Below are 18,313 nucleotides of genomic sequence, written 5' to 3'. Positions count from 1 at the left end.
GGTTCGGTGGGTTAGTGTGTGGTTGGTTCATGGCAAGGCCACCCGCTTTTCAATGTAGCGCCCGAATAACTCGATGGCGTAGTTGATGACAAAGAACAGAAACCCGGCGAACAGATAGAACTCCAGGGTCATGAAAGTACGCGCGATCACTTGCTGCGTGCTCAGCAGCAATTCAGCCACGCCAATCACCGAAAGCAAGGTCGAGGCCTTGACGATTTCCGTGGAGGAATTGACCCAGGTCGGCAGGATCTGCCGCAACGCCTGGGGCAACAATACGTAGCCTAGCGCCTGATAAAACGTCAGGCCGATGGCCTTGCTCGCTTCCATNTGCCCACGGGGGATGGCTTGCAACGCGCCGCGCACAATTTCCGAGACGTGCGAGCCGCAGAACAACGTCAGCCCGANCGCACCNGCCTGGAACGCGGTGATCTGCCAACCCAATGCGGGCAGCATGTAAAAACACGCCAGCACCAGCACAAACACTGGCGTGCCACGGATCAGGTCNACGTAAAACCGGAACGGTGCGCGCATCCAGAACGTGCCGTAGGTCAGCACCAGCCCGGTAACGATGCCGACCATCGTGCCCAGCAAGATCGCCAGGGCCGAGACCTGCACACTGGTCAAAAAGCCTTGCCACAACACTTCGCGGGCAACCCACAACTCATGCAACCAACTGGGTGATTCGTACATGGGGGCCTCCTATCGGCGGATCGCCAGACGCTGCTCGAGGTAACGCAGCATCATGGCAATGAGGTAACAGGCCGCCACATAGAGCGCTGTGGTCACCAGCCAGGTTTCGATCACCCGGTAGCTTTCGACGTTGATCTTGCGGGCATAATAGGTCAGCTCCGGCACCGCGATAGCGGCGGCCAACGAGGTGTCCTTGAACAGCGAAATAAAGTTGTTCGACAGCGCCGGCAACACGTTGCGCAGCATCACCGGCACGGTGATGTAGGCACGAATNTGCCACTCGCCGAGACCGATGGCCAGACCGGCTTCACGCTGCCCCTTGGGAATGCTCAACAAGCCACCACGGAACACTTCAGTCAGGTACGCCCCGGCGTACAGCGACAGGGTGATGATGAACGACGGGATCTTGTCCAGACGGATCCCCAGGCTCGGCAAGGCGAAGTAGATCAACAGAATCANCACGAGGATCGGCGTATTGCGGATCACCGTCACATACACCGAGGCGAAGACTCGCAACGCCCGGTGCCTGGACAGCATGGCAAAGGCCATCATCAAGCCGATCACACAGCCAATCGCGATCGACAGCAACGCCAGCTCAAGGCCCAGGCCGAGCCCCGCCAGCAAGCTGGGGAAATCACGCCACACGGCGGCAAAGTTCAACTGATAGTTCATGGTCGGCAGTACCTTGAACGGGGCGCGTCATCGGCGCCCCGCTCTCACGGGATCATTTGAATTCGACAGGAAAACCGATGGCCGGGGTCGGCAGGTCTACGCCGAACCACTGCTTGAACGAGGCTTTGTAGGTCGGGAATTCCACACCGGTCATGGCTTCATGCAACGCCGTGTTGACGAAGTTCAGCCAGTCCTGGTCGCCACGCTTGACGGCGCACGCGTAGGTTTGCGGGCTCCAGGCGTAGGTCGGGCTGCGGTAGCGGCCCGGGTTCTGCACCATCAGGTATTTGACCGAGGATTGGTCGGTGGCGGCAGCATCGGCGCGGCCGGAGTTCACGGCCTGGTACATCAGGTCGACGCTGTCGTACTGATCGACCTTGGCCTTGGGCAGTGCCTGGTGCACCAGCTCTTCGGCATAGACGTTTTGCAGCACGGCCACGGTGACGCTGTCGCCTGCGGCTTGCAGGTCTTCGATTTCTTTGTATTTGCTGTTGTTCGGCAGCAGCAGGCCCACGCCTTCGCGGTAGTACGGCAAGGTAAAGGCTACCTGCTGCGCACGGCTGGCGGTGACGGTGATGAACTGGCAACTCATGTCGACCTTGTCGGTCAGCAGGTTGGGAATGCGTGCGTCGGACGACTGCACCACAAATTCGACCTTGCTTGGATCGTTGAACAATCCCTTGGCCACAATGCGGCCGATGTCGATATCAAAACCTTGCAACTTGCCATCCGCTCCCTGGAAGTGCCACGGCGCATTGGTACTGCCTGTACCCACGATGAGATGCCCACGNGNCAGCACGCTATCGAGCTTGCTGTCCGCCGCCTGGGCCACGCCCATGGCAGCAGCCGAAGCTGCGACAAGAAAAATACACGCTTTAAACAAGGAAGGTCGGCGATGCATGGCAAGCACTCCAGGAGTTGTGTATTCCGCTATACCGGAACTTGGTATGTAACAACGGAATAGACAGCAGAAAGTGTGCCACAGGTTGTGAGGGGAATGTTGGGGAGATTGAAAAGTGATTTGAATCAAATGGATGGGTGAACGTTAAAAATGCACGTTACGAAACGAACAGGGGAACGAACGCTACCGTTGGCTACACGGTTCGGGTACTTGCACCACATTCGTCTTGAGGCGGTTCAAATTGGAGCAGCGTGTTACCTGTAATTTCTGACAGTAGACCCACCCGCCTCGCTCCTTTAACGTCGACAGACGCTCAATGAAGAAAGAAAAAAGGAGGTTTCAATGCGCTCCGTAACCGCCCACCACACGCTGGCCCCGGTCTATCGCAAGGCACTGAGAACCTGGCGTCCAGTGATTTTGTACTTCGGCAGTCAGCACTGTCCGGCCTGCGAAATGGCCGGGCCGGTCTTTCGTCAGATTGCCGAGGCTTATCGTCATCACGCGAACATCTACATGCTGAACACCCATGAATCGCCTCGACACCCGAACGTCACCGGAGCTCCGACCGTGCTGTTTTATAAGGACAGGAAGCTGCTGAAGAAGCTCAAGGGGATCGGGACCGAGGAAACGTTGAGGGCGGATTTCGCCAGGCACATTGGCAGCGTGAAACCGGCGAGGGTGAAGCGTAAACCGGCGCACGATCTTGCCTGGTTGCGACAGACCTTCCGCAGGCTTTGCACTGTGCCTCGTGCCACTGAGCGGTTGAATCGTCGGGTTTGCTGTTAGGTTGGGGCTTTGCCCTTAACGATTTTTGACCTGCTCGATGTACCTGGACACTACCACTGAGCGGTTGAATCGTCGGGTTTGCTGTTAGGTTGGGGCTTTGCCCTTAACGATTTTTGACCTGCTCGATGTACCTGGACACCGCCGCCGACTTTTCGAACCGTCGATGAATCAACGACAACCACGACGTCGCCTCGCAGCCCTTGATCGTGCGGTACAACACGCCGGGCAACCCGACATGCCCGACCACCGACTCCGGCACGACTGCCACGCCCTGCCCCAGCGAAACCAGCGCAATGACCGCCACCAGCCCGCCCGGCTGCGCACCCAGTTTCGGTGCAAACCCGCCCTCGGCGGCGACTTGCAGCGTGCCACTGATTTGCTCCGGCAGAATAAACGTCTCGTTTTGCAAATGCTCCGGAGCAATCTCCGGCAGTCGGCACAGCCAGGACTCGGAGGACAGCGCCAGCACAAAGCCTTCTGAGTCCAGACGAATAGCCTCCAGGCCGTCGGGCAGGGTAATCGGTGAGCGGACATAACCCACATCGAATCGCCCCTCGACCACCATGGCTGGCAATGAAGCCATGGGGCTTTCCCGCACATTCAAACTGACGTCGGGGCACTCGCGACTGAAAGCCTGCACCTGTTTTTGCAGCAAGCCCGAGTACACCGCCGACGCCACGTAGCCAAGTTCGATATGGCCAATGTCCCCGCGCCCGGCCCGCTGGGCATTGTGCTGGGCGTATTCGAACTGCCGCACCGTCGCCTCGGCTTCGATCATTAACGCGGCACCGGCCTCGGTCAGGCTGACTTCACGTGTCTGGCGCACGAACAGTCGCGTGCCGAGTTCGTTCTCCATGTCTTGGATCTGTCGGGTCAAGGTCGGCGGCGCGATACCGAGTTGTTCGGCGGCGCGGGTAAAGTTGCCTTGCCGGGCAACGGCCAGAAAGTAGCGGAAATGCCGTATGTCCATGGGTGCATTAGCTCAAAGGTAATGAAGTCCCGATGCCTGGCTAACAACGCCGACAATCGACCGCGATAAGCTCATTGGCAATCACAGTAGAGAGCCAACGCCATGTACGTCAAACCCCTTTTCGCCGCCACGATCAACGATCTTGCCCAAAAGGCAATCACGTCATGAGCCGGGTCAGTCCACGCCTGACACTGCTGACGGCCTCCGGCGTTTGTTCGCTGATCGTGCTCGACACCAATATCGTCGCCGTGACGCTGCCGAGCATTGCCCGGGACCTGGGCGCGAACTTTGCCGACATTGAATGGGTGGTCAGCGCGTACATGCTGGCGTTCGCGGCCTTGTTGCTGCCGGCGGGCAGCATTGCCGACCGTTTTGGCCGACAGAAAACCCTGCTCTGGGGCCTGGGCATTTTCATCCTTGCTTCCATCGGTTGCGGTGCGGCGCCCACGGCGTTGTTCCTCGACATCGCGCGGGCGGTCAAGGGCGTCGGCGCAGCTTTGCTGCTGACGTCGGCCCTGGCCTCCATCGGCCATACCTTTCACGATGAAGTGGAACGCGCCAAAGCCTGGGCGTTCTGGGGCGCATGCATGGGCGTGGCGATGACCGCCGCGCCAACGNTCGGCGGGCTGATCACCGAATATGTCGGCTGGCGCTGGATCTTCTACCTCAACCTGCCGGTGGGCGCGTTCTTGATGTTCATGGTCTGGCGCGCCGTGCCGGAGTCCAGGGACACCCAATCGGCGCGGCTCGATCCCTGGGGCAGCCTGGCGTTCAGTGCGAGTTTGCTGTGCCTGATCTGGGGCTTGATCGAAGCCAACCGCATCGGCTGGAGCAACCCGCTCACCTACGCCCGGATCATCGGGGGCGCGCTGTTGTTGGGGCTGTTTGTGCTGATTGAGCGGATGCAGCAGCGGCCGATGGTCGACCTGCAGTTGTTCAGGCATCCGCGTTTCATCGGCGCCCTGCTCGGGATGTTTGCCTATGCCGGCTGCGCCCAGGTGATGATGACGTTGCTGCCGTTCTACTTGCAGAACGGCCTGGGCTTCTCGGCCATTGCTTCGGGCCTGGGCATGTTGCCGTTTGCCCTGACCATGCTGATCTGCCCACGCATCGGTGCACGACTGGCCAATCGATTTGCCCCCGCCACACTGATGGCGGTGGGTTTGACCCTGGTCGGCAGCGGCAACCTGCTCAGCGCCTGGGCGGTCAATGTCGGCGGCTACCTGGCCTTCGCGCTGGCGATTGCCGTCACGGGCGCCGGGGCCGGCCTGCTCAATGGCGACACGCAGAAAAACATCATGGCCTGCGTGCCACGCGACCGGGCGGGGATGGCGTCGGGCATGAGCACCACCATGCGCTTCAGCGCGATCCTGTTGGCCATTGGTGTGTATGGGGCGTTGCTGTCCAGCCACACCGAATTGCTGTTACGCACCAGCCTGTCGACTCAAGGCACGCAATGGCTTAGCCAGACCCAGGGCATTGCCTCACGGGTGGTCGCCGGTGACATGACGGCGGCGATGAATCTGCTGCCGGAAACCGCGCGTGCATTGGTCGAGCCACTGGCGCGTCAGGCCTTCGTCGGCGGCTTCAGTCTGCTGCTTCTGGTCGCCGGGTTGCTGGCCTTACTGGGGGCGCTGGTGGTCGGCACGCTGATGCGCAATCCAATCCCGGCGCCGAAAAGTTTTTCCCTGAGCCTGGAATAAACCCCAACGGGGCTCGTCGTACTGCCACTGAAATCGTTCAGTAGCCACTACGAGAGCCCCATCATGAAACGCATTCTGTCCGCCCTGTTTCTTATCAGTCTGAGCGGTATTGCAGCGGCCGCTTCCGTCGACAATTCCAGCACGCCGAAAGTCGAGGACTACAAGTATTCGACGCCGCTCCATATCGCCAAAGTGCTCAACATGACCCGCGACGATGGTTGCGGCCCCCTGCCGCGGGAGATGACCTACATTGATACCGCGGGCACCACCCATGTCCTGCGCTACCAGGCCTTTGGCGAAAACTGCCTCGGTCAGAACTAATGCTTGATCGACGCCAGCACCCGCTCGGCATTCTCACCGCAGGCCATTCCTTCGGGCCGCGCCTGGATGTTCTCGATCAACCCCAGCAACTGCGCCTTGCTCTGCGCCAGGTGCAGTTGCATCGCTTCGATCTGTTCGACTTTGCGCCCCAGGCTTGCCACCAGTTCAGCGTGCTTGAACTCGCCTGTCACCGTGTCCGGCAACAATAACTTCAGCTCTTCGAGGCTGAACCCGGCCTGCTGCGCGCACTGGATGATCTTCAGGGTTTGCAGGACTTGTGGCGGGTAACGTCGATAGCCGTTGGCCAGGCGTTCCACTTGCTGGATCAGGCCTTGTGCCTCATAAAACCGAATGCGCGACGCGTTCAACCCGCTTAATTGCGCCAATTCACCAATCTTCATCTCGGCCTCATTTGCCTGCTTGACATTAAAGTTAACTTTAAGCTTAGCCTCTACTCATCACTGATGAGGAGTCAAGCATGTCGCCCTTTCAAACGCTGAATTTGCCCAACGGCCAGACCCTCGGCAATCGCATCGCCAAAGCCGCGATGGAAGAGAACCTTGCGGATACCGGCCAGGCGCCGTCCAGCGCGTTGTTTCAGCTGTATCAGGCCTGGGCCGAGGGCGAAGCGGGTCTGCTGCTGACCGGCAACGTGATGATCGATCGCCGCGCCATGACCGGCCCCGCAGGTGTCGTGCTGGAAGACGAACGGCATCTTGAGCAGTTCCGTCAGTGGGCTACCATCGGCCGCTCCGGTGGCGCGCATTTCTGGGTGCAACTCAATCATCCCGGCCGCCAGACCATGGCCAACCTCGGCCAGCAAGCCTGGGCACCGTCGGCCGTGGCGCTGGATCTGGGTTCGTTCTCCAAAATGTTTGCCGAACCCAAGCCGATGTCGGAAAGCGATATCGCCGAGGTCATCCAGCGCTTCGCCACCAGTGCGGCCCTGGCGGAAAAAGCCGGTTTCACGGGGGTGCAGATTCATGCGGCGCACGGCTACCTGCTCAGCCAGTTTCTCTCGCCCTTGACCAACCGTCGCACGGACCGTTGGGGAGGTTCGCTGGAGAATCGCGCCCGTCTTTTGCTGGACGTGGTCAGCGCCGTTCGCCAAGCCGTGTCGCCACAGTTTTGTGTCGCGGTAAAACTGAATTCCGCAGACTTCCAGCGCGGCGGTTTCGACGCCGACGACGCCCGCCAAGTGATCCAGTGGCTCAACGACCAGCCACTGGATTTGCTGGAACTCTCTGGTGGCAGCTACGAAGCGCCGGCCATGCAAGGCGAAGCCCGCGACGGCCGGACCCTGGCCCGGGAGGCGTACTTTCTGGAAATGGCCGGCGAACTGGCCAGCGTTGCGAGCATGCCGGTGATGGTGACGGGCGGGATCCGACGCCTGGCCATCGTCGAACAGGTGCTCGACAGCGGCATCGCCATGGCCGGTATCGGCACGGCACTGGCCATCGAACCGCAACTGGTCAAACGCTGGCGCGAAGGCCAGAACAGCCACCCGCAATTGCCGCCGATCCGCTGGAAACGCAAACCGCTGGCGGCCCTGGCGAGCATGGCCGTGGTGAAATTCCAGCTGCATCGCCTGAGCCGTGGGCGCAAGACCCGGCCACAGGTTTCGGCGCTATGGGCGTTGATTCTCGATCAGCTGTACATCGCCCGGCGCACGCGCCAGTACCGACAGGCGATGGGCAAGTAATCACACATCCGGGTGAGTCATGGTTGCCACAGTGTTGTCCTCTTTTAACCCCCGAGGACAATTCATTGATCACTGGAGCATCCCATGGCGAAAATCACCCTTGCCCGGCAACTGGCGACCACCCTTGAACAGGCGGGCATCAAACGCATCTGGGGCCTGACCGGCGACAGCCTCAATGGCCTGACCGACGCCCTGCGCACCATGGACAGCATCGAGTGGATGCACGTGCGCCACGAAGAAGTCGCCGCCTTCGCCGCCGGTGCCGAAGCCGCCGCCACCGGCGAACTGACGGTGTGCGCCGGCAGCTGTGGGCCGGGCAATCTGCACTTGATCAACGGGCTCTTCGATTGCCATAAAAACCATGTGCCGGTGTTGGCCATCGCCGCACAGATTCCGTCCTCGGAAGTCGGCCTGAATTACTTTCAGGAAACCCACCCGCAGGAACTGTTCAAGGAATGCAGCCACTTTGTGGAACTGGTGAGCAACCCGGCGCAGATGCCCCAGGTGCTGCACCGCGCCATGCGCTCGGCGATCCTCAACCGTGGCGTGGCGGTGGTGGTGATTCCTGGCGATGTGTCGCTGCTGGAAGTACAAGACAACCTCAAACCCTGGCCTGCGCTGTCGAAACCCCGCACCCTGCCCGCGCCTCAGGACCTGGATCGTCTGGTCGAATTGCTGAGCCAAAGCAAAGCCGTGACGTTGATGTGCGGTGCTGGCTGCGCGGGTGCCCACGATCAGGTGGTGGCANTGGCCGATGCCTTGGGCGCGCCGGTGGTGCATGCCTTGCGCGGTAAAGAGCATGTGGAGTGGGACAACCCGTTTGATGTGGGCATGACCGGCTTGATCGGTTTCAGCTCCGGTTATCACGCCATGCTCAACTGCGACACGCTGATCATGCTCGGGACTGACTTTCCCTATCGGCAGTTCTACCCAACCGACGCCACCATCATTCAGATCGACCACGACCCGCAAGCCCTCGGACGGCGCACCACGCTGGATCTGGGCATCGCCGCCGATGTTGGCGAAACCCTCGCCGCGTTGCTGCCGCGCCTGCCTTATCGTGGTGATCGAAGCTTTCTCGAGTCATCCCTCACACACTACCAAAAGGCCCGACAGGGTCTGGATGACCTGGCTCAACCGTCGGCGCCGGGCCGGCCTATTCATCCGCAATACCTCACTCGCCTGCTCAGTGAACTGGCCGATGACGATGCGATCTTCACCGCCGACGTGGGCACGCCGACAGTCTGGGCCGCGCGTTATCTGAAAATGAACGGCCAGCGCCGATTGCTTGGTTCGTTCAATCACGGCTCCATGGCGAACGCGATGCCCCACGCCATTGGCGCGCAAGCGGCGTTTCCTGGGCGGCAGGTGATTTCGCTGTCCGGCGATGGCGGCTTCAGCATGTTGATGGGGGACTTCATTTCGCTGGCGCAACTGAAACTGCCGGTGAAAATCATCGTCTACGACAATGCCTCGCTCGGATTCGTGGCCATGGAAATGAAATCCAGCGGGCTGCTGGACACCGGCACGGACCTGCACAATCCGGACTTCGCGGCGATGGCCAATGCCATGGGGATCCTGGGGATTCGTGTCGAGGAATCCGAGGCGCTGGAACCGGCCTTGCGCCGCGCGCTGGCGCATGACGGGCCCGTGCTGGTGGACGTGGTGACCGCGACTCAGGAATTGGCGATGCTACCGACGATCAAGCTGGAACAGGCAAAAGGGTTCAGTTTGTACATGCTCAAAGCGGTGATGAGCGGGCGTGGGGATGAAGTGATCGAGTTGGCGCGAACGAATCTGTTCCGCTGACGCGCCCGAACCGCGTCGCCCCATCGCGAGCAGGCTCGCGCCCACAGGATTTGTAAACGCCCGAGATCCAGTGTGGGAGCGAGCCTGCTCGCGATGGGGCCCATGAGACCAACGATTACTGCCCGGAAAAACGCAGTCGGGACAACTGACGCAAATCCCCCTCGACATAATAATCATCAGTCCAACTGTCATCCGCCACCAACGGATGCACCTCCTTGAGCGCCAGTTTTTTCGCAAAATACCGAAACCGGTAATGCTCATAAAACCGCAGCAATTCCAGACCATAACGATCGGCCAGATCGGTATCGCCGCGAATGATCAGGTAGTTCTCGTCATTGCTGTTACTGGCCGCCGCACTGAGGTTATGGCTGCCACTGATGATCGTCGGTGAGTCGCTGGTGAAGTCCGTGACGATGGCTTTGGTGTGCACCAGCAGGTTGCCCTTCTGGCCTTTCTTGTTTTCCATGAGCCAGCCTTCCAGCCCGGTGTTGAGCAGCGCAACCGTGGTGAATTCAGCGCTGCGGTCGGCATGAAACCCGGTGATTTTGCTCGCGGAATTTTGCAGGCCATAGCGCAGGATGTCGTCGTGGGGCTTACCGAGCAACGCGTTGAGGATAGCGTCGGGCAAGGTGAACGCGGTAACGAACAGCACGTCTTTTTTTGCCTCGGTGATGATGTCGACGAACTCATGCAAGTCGCCCTTGCCCGAGCGCGGTGAGAATCCGGCGAACAATGGTTGGCTCGGGTCCATCGGGTTGTGTTGGGTGATCCATTGCCGCGTGGTGCCGACATCCGCCGGTGTGTTCCAGACCTGTTTGAAGGTTTCCAGGTAGCTGGCGCCGACCCGAGGATCGTCCAGCACATGCACCACATTGGCCTGACGGTAGATGCCGTTGGGGGTGAAGTTGGTACTGCCGCAAAGCACGGCTTCAGGCTGGCGCAGCCCCGTTGCATCGAGACGACTCAGGACCATGAATTTGTTGTGGAAAATGCTGTGAGTGACCCGGCCGCGCTTGTTCGCCGCCGGAAGCTTTTCCAGGCTCGCTTCGTTCATGGCGGTGGTGTCTTCACCCAGTTGCGCGTGATAAAGGACGCGCACGTTCACGCCGCGTTCGTGCGCCGCGTTCACCGCATCGACAATCACCGGTAACTGGTACTCGTAGATGGCGATATCCAGAGCCCACTGGCTGTCGATGGCCCGCGCGATAAACCCGAGCATGCGCCCGAGTAAACCGTTTTCCAGCCATTGGCGCGGGGCATCGGGCCAGTCTTCGATAGACGGCTTTTCTTTGCCGCTGAGGAGCGCGTCGAGCTCGGGAAACTTGCGCTGGAACGCCTGACTGGCGGCCACGGCGCGGTTGAAATTGACACTCTGGTTGCCGGGATGGCCGTCGTCGGAAGTGACCGTCACCTCCAGGGATTCGCCCAGTTGCGGCGCATTGGCGCTGCCGTAGGCCAGATAGACCCGGTATTGGATCGTCAGCCCCGGATTGACCGCGTAATCGGCCCAGCGAAATTTCTGCAACGGCGCGATATTGCTGGGGGTGGCGTGGTATTGAGGGAAGGTATGGGGCTTGCCCGGGAACGTCAGGCTGTTGAATAGAAACTGCCAAGGTTTGTCGCCCTGCTGCTTTTCGATGGCGAAACCCAGCAGGCCTTTGCGACGGGGTTCGGCCACATCCATGGCCAACAGCACGCCATTGGTGCCGGCATAAGCTTTGACGCGGAAATCGTTCTGATGATTAACGGCAAGTGCGCGCATGATTCACTCCTGTGATCGAATGCACTCAGAGCATAGGGGAGCGATGCGGATTCGCCATGATTCTCCGGGACCGCGATGGGGCCATTGCAAATAACACAATTTTCANNCGATGCGGATTCGCCATGATTCTCCGGGACCGCGATGGGGCCATTGCAAATAACACAATTTTCAGCCGGAGATCAGCTCATCAATGTGCCGATAATCCGCTTGCAGCGCTGCAGCCATCTGTCTGGCCCGACCTAGCCGAATCGGCCCGCGCTCGATATCAATCAATAACCCCGGGCAATCCAGCACCGGTAACCCTGGCCAGTCCTTCAATCGCCCATCGGTCACCAGCAGCAGCCTTTGTTGTTCCGCCGGAAAGCGTTTTTGCCGTATCGCCAGCCAACGCCCCGCTTCGCCCAGCGCCGCCAACAACGGCGTCCCGCCGCCCGCACCCAGACCATCGAGCCAGGCACGCAACCCCGCTGACGCTTTCAAGCCTTCTACCTGCCACTTCGGCGCCTGACCGCTAGCGGTCAACAAGGCCAGGCGCGCGCGTTGGCGGTACGCGTCGTCGAACAACTGAGCAAGTAATCCCTTGGCATCGCTTAGAGCCTGATGACGGCGTGTCGAGGCCGATGCGTCGACGATCACCAGCCACAGCTCATGGGAGGAACGCGTGCGCAGGTGGAACAGCACATCTTTGCGCTGACGCGGCCGACCATTGAGCAAAGTGCCGGGCCAGTTGATCGAGCCGCTGCGCGCAGCGTGACGCTTGCCCTGCTTTCCGTTGTCCAGCCGTCCTGCGCGGGGCCGGGCATCCGCCCCCGCGTCAGGTCGGGGGCGAATGCCTAGGGCTTTTTTGGCCAGGTGGGCACATCCCGGCGTGCGCCGACCGGCAGCGCCTGAGCGGGCATTTCGCCCCATTGGCCCTGGCCTTCGCTCGGGCTGGAAGATTGCGCCGAGGGCGACTGATTGTGTTGCGGCGCTGGGGGCGATTGCTCGCGGCGACGATGACGCAGGGCAAACTCGGCGACGGCGTCGATGTCTTCCTCACCGATGGCGCTCGCCCCTCGCCAGGCCGCATGGGCGCGCGCGCCGCGCAACCACACGAGGTCTGCGCGCAAGCCATCGACACCGGCGGCAAAACAGCGCTCGGTGATCTGCGCCAGTGCGGCATCATCCAGCGGGATGTTCGCCAATGCGCCGCGCGCCTTCTGGCAGCGTTCACGCAGGGACTGCTGCTGGCTTTCCCACTCGACGCAGAAACCCTGCGGATCGCTGTCGAAATCCAGACGCCGACGGATGATCTGGCCACGTTCGGCCGGTGCAGTGTGACCACTGAGGGCGACGTTCAGGCCAAAACGGTCGAGCAGTTGCGGACGCAATTCGCCCTCTTCCGGGTTCATGGTGCCGATCAATACAAAGCGCGCCGAATGCCGATGGGAAATCCCGTCGCGCTCGATCAGGTTGGTGCCGCTGGCGGCCACATCCAGCAGCAGGTCCACCAGGTGATCGGGCAGCAAGTTGACTTCATCGACATACAGCACGCCGCCGTCAGCCTTGGCCAGGACACCGGGGGAAAATTGCGCGCGGCCTTCGCCCAGCGCAGCGTCCAGATCCAACGTGCCCACCAGCCGCTCTTCGGTAGCGCCCAACGGCAAGGTGACAAACTGACCGCTGGCCAACAAATCTGCCAGGCCTCGCGCCAGCGTGGACTTGGCCATGCCGCGCGGGCCTTCGATCAGCACACCGCCGATTTTCGGGTCGATGGCGGTGAGGCACAGGGCCAGTTTCAAGTCGTCGGCGCCGACCACGGCGGAGAGGGGGAAATGTGGGGTGTCGGTCATCTTCAATACTCGGTCATGGTCGGTAACAGCGATCTCAAGAACACACTCAAAACCTGTGGCGAGGGAGCTTGCTCGCGTTCGGCTTCGAAGCAGNTTTGGGCTGCTGCGCAGCCGAGCGGGAGCTTGCTCCCTCGCCACAGGTCCATTTCAGCTGTCTTCTTCTATATCCAGCAACAGGTTTTCCAGGGCCTCGCGATACGCGCCCGGTTCCTGCCACATCCCCCGCTGCTGCGCTTCGAGCATGCGCTCGGTCATGTCGCGCAACGCATGCGGATTATGCTCACGCACAAAATCCCGGGTCGCCGGATCGAGCAAATACGCATCCGCCAGCAATGCGTATTGATGATCGCCGATCAGCTGGGTCGTGGCGTCGAAGGCGAACAGATTATCCACCGTCGCGGCCATTTCGAACGCGCCTTTATAGCCATGGCGCTTCACGCCGTCGATCCATTTGGGATTGGCGGCACGGGAACGGATGACCCGGTTCAGCTCTTCCTTCAGGGTGCGGACCTTGGGCAGGTCCGGCTGACTGTGATCGCCATGGTAACTGGCCGCCGCTTCGCCGCTGAGGCTTTCCACGGCGGCGAGCATGCCGCCCTGGAATTGGTAATAGTCATTGGAATCGAGCAGATCATGCTCGCGATTGTCCTGGTTTTGCAGCACCGCCTGCACCTGGCTCAGGCGCTGGGCGAACTGTTCGCGGGCGGCAGTGCCCTCATCGGAACCGCCATACGCATAGCCGCCCCAGTTCAGGTAGACCTCGGCCAAATCCTCGCGGCTCTGCCACAGGCGACCGTCAATCGCACCCTGCACGCCTGCGCCATAAGCACCGGGTTTGGCCCCGAAGATGCGCCAACCGGCCTGACGCTTGGCCGCTTCTTCATCAAGGCCCGATTGCATCAGCGCTTCACGTTCGGCGCGCACTTTGGCGGCCAGCGGGTTGAGGTCGTCCGGTTCGTCCAGCGCGGCGACCGCTTGCACGGCGGCGTCGAACAGGCGGATCAGGTTGGCGAAGGCATCGCGAAAGAATCCGGACACGCGCAACGTCACATCCACCCGCGGACGGTCGAGCAAGCTCAGTGGCAGAATCTCGAAGTCATCCACGCGCTGGCTGCCCGTGGCCCATACCGGGCGCACGCCCATCAGCGCCATGGCCTGGGCAATATCATCACCGCCGGTGCGCATGGTCGCGGTACCCCAGACGGACAGGCCGAGCTGACGCAGGTGATCGCCGTGGTCTTGCAGATGCCGTTCGAGAATCAGGTTGGCCGACTGGAAACCGATGCGCCACGCGGTGGTGGTTGGCAGATTGCGCACGTCCACCGAGTAGAAATTGCGCCCGGTCGGCAGCACGTCCAGTCGACCGCGACTCGGTGCGCCGCTGGGGCCGGCCGGGACAAAGCGGCCGCTCAAGGCGTCGAGCAGGCCGCGCATTTCTGCCGGGCCGCAGGCGTCCAGGCGTGGTGCGACCACTTCGCGCAGACTCTCAAGGATGGCGCTAACGTCAGTCCACATAGAACCCTGTGGGAGCTGGCTTGCCCGCGAAAGCGCAGTGTCAGGCGACAATGAGTTGTCAGATACACCGCCTTCGCGGGCAAACCCGCTCCCNNNTTGTCAGATACACCGCCTTCGCGGGCAAACCCGCTCCCACAGGGGTTTTGGCTGGCTTGAGATGGGGTCAGTGTCAGCGAGATCAACTGGGCGGCGAAAAGCTCCAGCCGTTCGCGGGTATCGCCAGCCGTGCGCCACACTTGATCAGTAACGCTCAGCAGCTCTACGGGCCGCGGCCCGGTCCATGGCTCGGCCAGGGCACAATCGAGTGGGTCAAAGCCCAGTTCAAACGCCTTGGCCAGCACCCGCAGCAAGCTCGATTGCGGNCCACGTCCATCGCCACGGGGAATGCGCAACAGCGCCAACAATGTATCAATGCGCAAGCGCCCGGTCGGCGACTCGCCAAAGATGTGCAGGCCATCGCGTATCTGCGACTCTTTCAAGTCGCACAGGTACGTGTCCAGCCGCGGCAACCAGATCGCCGCATCAGCGTCGCTGTTGAGTTTTTCGTCCAGTTGCAGTTCACGGTCGATGTGCGTGTCGCGCACCAGTTGCAGGATGTCGCGCTGCAACTCTCGGGCGCGGCGCGGATCGAGCAATTGCGCCTCGTAATACTCGTCGGCCAACAGCTCCAGGTTACGCAGCGGGCCGTAGGTCTCGGCACGCGTCAGCGGTGGCATGAGGTGGTCGATGATCACCGCTTGAGTGCGACGCTTGGCCTGGGCACCCTCGCCCGGGTCATTGACGATAAATGGGTAGATATTCGGCAACGGCCCCAGCAGCGCGTCGGGCCAGCAGTTCTCCGACAGCCCCACACCCTTGCCCGGCAGCCATTCGAGGTTGCCGTGCTTGCCCACATGGATCACGCCATGGGCGCCGTAGGTATGGCGCAACCAAAAGTAAAACGCCAAATAACCGTGGGGCGGTACCAGGTCCGGGTCGTGGTACACCGCGCTGTGGTCAACCTGATAACCCCGCGCCGGCTGGATGCCGACAAAAGTCAGGCCCAAGCGCAACCCGGCGATCATCATGCGTCCGTCACGGCACATCGGATCGCTTTCGGGCGTGCCCCAACGCTCCAGCACCGCTTGCTGATTGGCTTCGGGCAATCGGTTGAACATCAGCCGATAGTCGTCCATCGCCAAACTTTGCGCGCAGGGACGCTGATCAAGGGTGTCGAGGTCGTTGCTGACGCCCCCGAGCAATTGTTGAATCAACGCNGTGCCGCTGTGCGGCAACTCGCTGGGCACGGGATAACCTTCGGCTTGCAGCGCGCGCAGGATATTCAGCGCCGCCGCCGGGGTGTCCAGGCCCACGCCATTGCCAATGCGGCCGTCACGGGTCGGGTAGTTGGCGAGGATCAGTGCGATGCGCTTTTGTGCATTCGGCACCCGTGCCAGTTCGACCCAGCGCCGCGCCAGCTCGGCGACGAAATCCATGCGCTCGGGCGCAGCGCGGTAGCACACCACGTCCGACTGACTGCGCTCGCTGCGCCACGCCAAGTCCTTGAAGCTGATCGGCCGGCTGATGATCCGCCCGTCCAGTTCCGGCAACGCGATGTGCATCGCCAGATCACGCGGGCCGAGGCCTTGCTCGCTGGCCTCCCAGCCGGGCTGGTTGTCCTGGGCGCAAATCGCCTGGATCACCGGAATATTGCGGCGAAATGGCCGCAGATGCGGCGCTTCGGGGCTGGATTGAGCGAAACCGGTGGTGTTGAGGATCACCCCCGCCTCGACTTCGTCCAGCAGGTCCTCGACCACCGACAGGCAGCCGGGTTCTTTCAGACTGGCCACAGCAATCGGCAACGGGTTCAAACCCGCCGCCTGCAAACGCTGGCAGAAAACATCGATGAACGCGGTGTTCGCCGCCTGCAAATGCGAGCGATAGAACAGCACCGCCGCCACCGGTTGACCGGCCTGCCAGTCGGCTTGCCAATCGTGAAGGTCAGCGGGGCTCTTTTGCGGGTGGTAAATCGCTGTGCGCGGCAGGGTTTGCGGCTCGGCCCAGGCGTAATCGCGATCCAGCCAGCGATTGGCCAGGCAGCGGAAAAAATCCAGGCCATTGGCCATACCGCCCTGACGCAAAAACTGCCAGAGCCGGTCGCGGTCGTCNGCGGCCACGGAGCTCAAGCCGCTGAGTTCCGGGTCCGGGCGATCATCACCCGGCACCAGGATCAGCTGCACGCCGCGCTCGGCCAATTCCACCAGGCGCTCGATGCCGTAGCGCCAATAACCGATGCCGCCGTGCAGCGAAATCAGGATGACCTTGGCGTGGCGCAGCACCTCATCGACGTACAGGTCGACCGAGGCATGGTTTTGCACCTGCATCGGGTTGGCCAGGCGAAAGCTGGGGTAATCGTCGGGCAACTGCTGGGCCGCTTCGGCCAGCAGTGCCAGGCTGGAATCGCCGCTGCACAGAATCACCAGCTCGGCGGGGGTTTGGCCTAAGTCGGCAATGTTGTCTTCCGAGACGAAACCGCCGGGCTGGGTCCTGAGCAGGTGCATGGGTTAAACGCTGAGCGCAGCGCGCAGTTGCGCTTCAAGCAGCGTGGCGTCCAGTTCTTGGCCGATCAGCACCAGGCGCGTGGTGCGCGCTTCATCGGCGCCCCANNCACGGTCGAAATGCTTGTCGAAACGCGTGCCCACACCCTGGATCAGCAGGCGCATCGGCTTGTTCGGGATCGCCGCGAAACCTTTGACACGCAGGATGCCGTGTTGCACCACCAGTTGATTCAGGGCGTCGAGCAGCAGCGCTTCATCAGCTTGCGGCAAGTCGATGGAGATGGAATCAAACGCATCGTGGTCGTGGTCGTCTTCACCTTCGTGGTGATGATCGTGGTGGCTGTGGCGACCGTCGATGTGTTCTTCGGAGCCGGCGCCCAGGCCAATCAACACGTCCAGCGGCACGCGACCGCTGCTGGCCTCGATGATTTTCACGGCCGGCGGCAGCTCTTCGGCGACTTCAAGGCGCACGCGTGCCAGGTCTTCAGGGCTGATCAGGTCGGCTTTGTTGAGGATCACCAGGTCGGCGCTGGCCAGTTGGTCGGCGAACAGCTCGTGCAGGGGCGATTCGTGGTCCAGGTTCGGGTCGAGTTTGCGCTGGGCATCAACCTGATCCGGGAACGCGGCAAAGGTGCCTGCGGCGACAGCCGGGCTGTCGACCACGGTAATCACCGCGTCAACCGTGCAGGCGCTGCGGATTTCCGGCCACTGGAAGGCCTGGACCAACGGTTTTGGCAGGGCCAGGCCCGAGGTTTCGATCAGGATATGGTCGAGGTCACCGCGACGGGCGACCAATTCGCGCATCACCGGGAAGAATTCTTCCTGCACGGTGCAGCACAGGCAGCCGTTGGCCAGTTCGTACACGCGGCCGTTGGCTTCTTCCTCGGTGCAACCGATGGAGCACTGCTTGAGGATTTCACCGTCGATGCCCAGCTCGCCGAACTCGTTGACGATCACGGCGATGCGACGGCCCTGGGCGTTGTCGAGCATATGGCGCAGCAAGGTGGTTTTGCCCGAGCCGAGGAAGCCGGTAACGATGGTGACGGGGAGTTTGGCCAGTGTTTTCATCGGATGCCCTTTGGGGCGGGCATACGGGACGACAGGCCCTGCGGC

The 18,313-nt window shown here is 61.5% G+C and carries 14 protein-coding genes and 1 pseudogene; 5 read left to right on the top strand and 10 right to left on the bottom strand.

Annotated features, from left to right (window positions below):
* Nucleotides 1–27: 27 nt before the first annotated feature.
* The 3 genes from B7L09_RS00075 to B7L09_RS00065 all read right to left on the bottom strand — a co-directional run bounded on the left by B7L09_RS00075 (nt 28) and on the right by B7L09_RS00065 (nt 2,263).
* On the bottom strand, nt 28–690 hold the full coding sequence (locus B7L09_RS00075; protein WP_094467249.1) for an amino acid ABC transporter permease: 663 nt from the start codon (nt 688–690) through the stop codon (nt 28–30).
* 9 nt (nt 691–699) lie between these two features.
* The gene (locus B7L09_RS00070) at nt 700–1,362 is read right to left on the bottom strand and encodes an amino acid ABC transporter permease (protein WP_094467248.1); all 663 of its coding nucleotides are present in this window, start codon (nt 1,360–1,362) and stop codon (nt 700–702) included.
* Between the two features lie 52 nt (nt 1,363–1,414).
* Nucleotides 1,415–2,263, bottom strand: coding sequence for a transporter substrate-binding protein (locus B7L09_RS00065; protein ID WP_094467247.1), 849 nt, complete (start codon nt 2,261–2,263; stop codon nt 1,415–1,417).
* A 342-nt stretch (nt 2,264–2,605) separates the two neighbouring features.
* Between B7L09_RS00065 and B7L09_RS00060 the strand changes: the two genes are divergently transcribed.
* Entirely contained in the window at nt 2,606–3,049 is a 444-nt protein-coding gene (locus B7L09_RS00060; protein WP_094467246.1) for a thioredoxin family protein, read from the top strand.
* Between the two features lie 103 nt (nt 3,050–3,152).
* Here the strand turns inward: B7L09_RS00060 and B7L09_RS00055 are convergent, their stop codons facing one another.
* On the bottom strand, nt 3,153–4,019 hold the full coding sequence (locus tag B7L09_RS00055; protein WP_094467245.1) for a LysR family transcriptional regulator: 867 nt from the start codon (nt 4,017–4,019) through the stop codon (nt 3,153–3,155).
* A 164-nt stretch (nt 4,020–4,183) separates the two neighbouring features.
* Here B7L09_RS00055 and B7L09_RS00050 point away from each other — a divergent pair, with 164 nt between their 5' ends.
* Together B7L09_RS00050 and B7L09_RS00045 are read left to right on the top strand one after the other, a co-directional pair.
* A complete protein-coding gene (locus B7L09_RS00050) occupies nt 4,184–5,722 on the top strand; it encodes an MFS transporter (protein ID WP_094467244.1) in 1,539 nt (512 codons plus the stop codon).
* A 63-nt stretch (nt 5,723–5,785) separates the two neighbouring features.
* A complete protein-coding gene (locus B7L09_RS00045; RefSeq protein ID WP_094467243.1) occupies nt 5,786–6,043 on the top strand; it encodes a DUF2790 domain-containing protein in 258 nt (85 codons plus the stop codon).
* Here the strand turns inward: B7L09_RS00045 and B7L09_RS00040 are convergent.
* Nucleotides 6,040–6,444: a MerR family transcriptional regulator gene (locus B7L09_RS00040; RefSeq protein WP_094467242.1), complete on the bottom strand. Its 405-nt coding sequence runs from the start codon at nt 6,442–6,444 to the stop codon at nt 6,040–6,042. The two genes, B7L09_RS00045 and B7L09_RS00040, sit on opposite strands and share 4 nt — an antisense overlap.
* Nucleotides 6,445–6,521: 77 nt before the next feature.
* Between B7L09_RS00040 and B7L09_RS00035 the strand changes: the two genes are divergently transcribed.
* On the top strand, nt 6,522–7,745 hold the full coding sequence (locus B7L09_RS00035) for an NADH:flavin oxidoreductase/NADH oxidase family protein (protein ID WP_094467241.1): 1,224 nt from the start codon (nt 6,522–6,524) through the stop codon (nt 7,743–7,745).
* A gap of 84 nt (nt 7,746–7,829) precedes the next feature.
* A complete protein-coding gene (poxB, locus tag B7L09_RS00030) occupies nt 7,830–9,554 on the top strand; it encodes a ubiquinone-dependent pyruvate dehydrogenase (RefSeq protein ID WP_094467240.1) in 1,725 nt (574 codons plus the stop codon).
* Nucleotides 9,555–9,669: 115 nt separating this feature from the next.
* On the opposite strand, the gene B7L09_RS00025 is transcribed toward poxB, so the two are convergent.
* The 5 genes and pseudogenes from B7L09_RS00025 to cobW form a co-directional block, all read right to left on the bottom strand.
* Nucleotides 9,670–11,316, bottom strand: a complete 1,647-nt coding sequence (locus tag B7L09_RS00025; protein ID WP_094467239.1) for a phospholipase D-like domain-containing protein — start codon at nt 11,314–11,316, stop codon at nt 9,670–9,672.
* 168 nt (nt 11,317–11,484) lie between these two features.
* A complete protein-coding gene (locus B7L09_RS00020) occupies nt 11,485–12,225 on the bottom strand; it encodes a vWA domain-containing protein (RefSeq protein WP_255141228.1) in 741 nt (246 codons plus the stop codon).
* Nucleotides 12,150–13,148 (bottom strand): magnesium chelatase ATPase subunit I, encoded by a 999-nt coding sequence (locus tag B7L09_RS00015; RefSeq protein WP_094467238.1) that lies wholly within the window; start codon nt 13,146–13,148, stop codon nt 12,150–12,152. The genes B7L09_RS00020 and B7L09_RS00015 overlap by 76 nt, the downstream gene beginning before the upstream one ends.
* Before the next feature lie 147 nt (nt 13,149–13,295).
* Nucleotides 13,296–17,203 (bottom strand): annotated as a pseudogene (gene cobN / locus B7L09_RS00010) (cobaltochelatase subunit CobN).
* A 3-nt stretch (nt 17,204–17,206) separates the two neighbouring features.
* Complete coding sequence (gene cobW / locus B7L09_RS00005) at nt 17,207–18,268, bottom strand: cobalamin biosynthesis protein CobW (RefSeq protein WP_094467250.1); 1,062 nt, start codon at nt 18,266–18,268, stop codon at nt 17,207–17,209.
* Nucleotides 18,269–18,313 lie beyond the last annotated feature (45 nt).

The organism is Pseudomonas mandelii (assembly GCF_002251635.1).
GTDB lineage: Bacteria > Pseudomonadota > Gammaproteobacteria > Pseudomonadales > Pseudomonadaceae > Aquipseudomonas > Aquipseudomonas mandelii_B.
This window is presented reverse-complemented; position numbering and strand designations above follow the sequence as displayed.

Coding starts and splice junctions, on each gene's coding strand:
- B7L09_RS00060 (WP_094467246.1), top strand. CDS start 2,606: ATGCGCTCCGTAACCGCCCACCACACGCTGGCCCCGGTCTATCGCAAG.
- B7L09_RS00055 (WP_094467245.1), bottom strand. CDS start 4,019: ATGGACATACGGCATTTCCGCTACTTTCTGGCCGTTGCCCGGCAAGGC.
- B7L09_RS00045 (WP_094467243.1), top strand. CDS start 5,786: ATGAAACGCATTCTGTCCGCCCTGTTTCTTATCAGTCTGAGCGGTATT.
- B7L09_RS00040 (WP_094467242.1), bottom strand. CDS start 6,444: ATGAAGATTGGTGAATTGGCGCAATTAAGCGGGTTGAACGCGTCGCGC.
- B7L09_RS00035 (WP_094467241.1), top strand. CDS start 6,522: ATGTCGCCCTTTCAAACGCTGAATTTGCCCAACGGCCAGACCCTCGGC.
- B7L09_RS00025 (WP_094467239.1), bottom strand. CDS start 11,316: ATGCGCGCACTTGCCGTTAATCATCAGAACGATTTCCGCGTCAAAGCT.
- B7L09_RS00020 (WP_255141228.1), bottom strand. CDS start 12,225: ATGGGGCGAAATGCCCGCTCAGGCGCTGCCGGTCGGCGCACGCCGGGA.
- B7L09_RS00015 (WP_094467238.1), bottom strand. CDS start 13,148: ATGACCGACACCCCACATTTCCCCCTCTCCGCCGTGGTCGGCGCCGAC.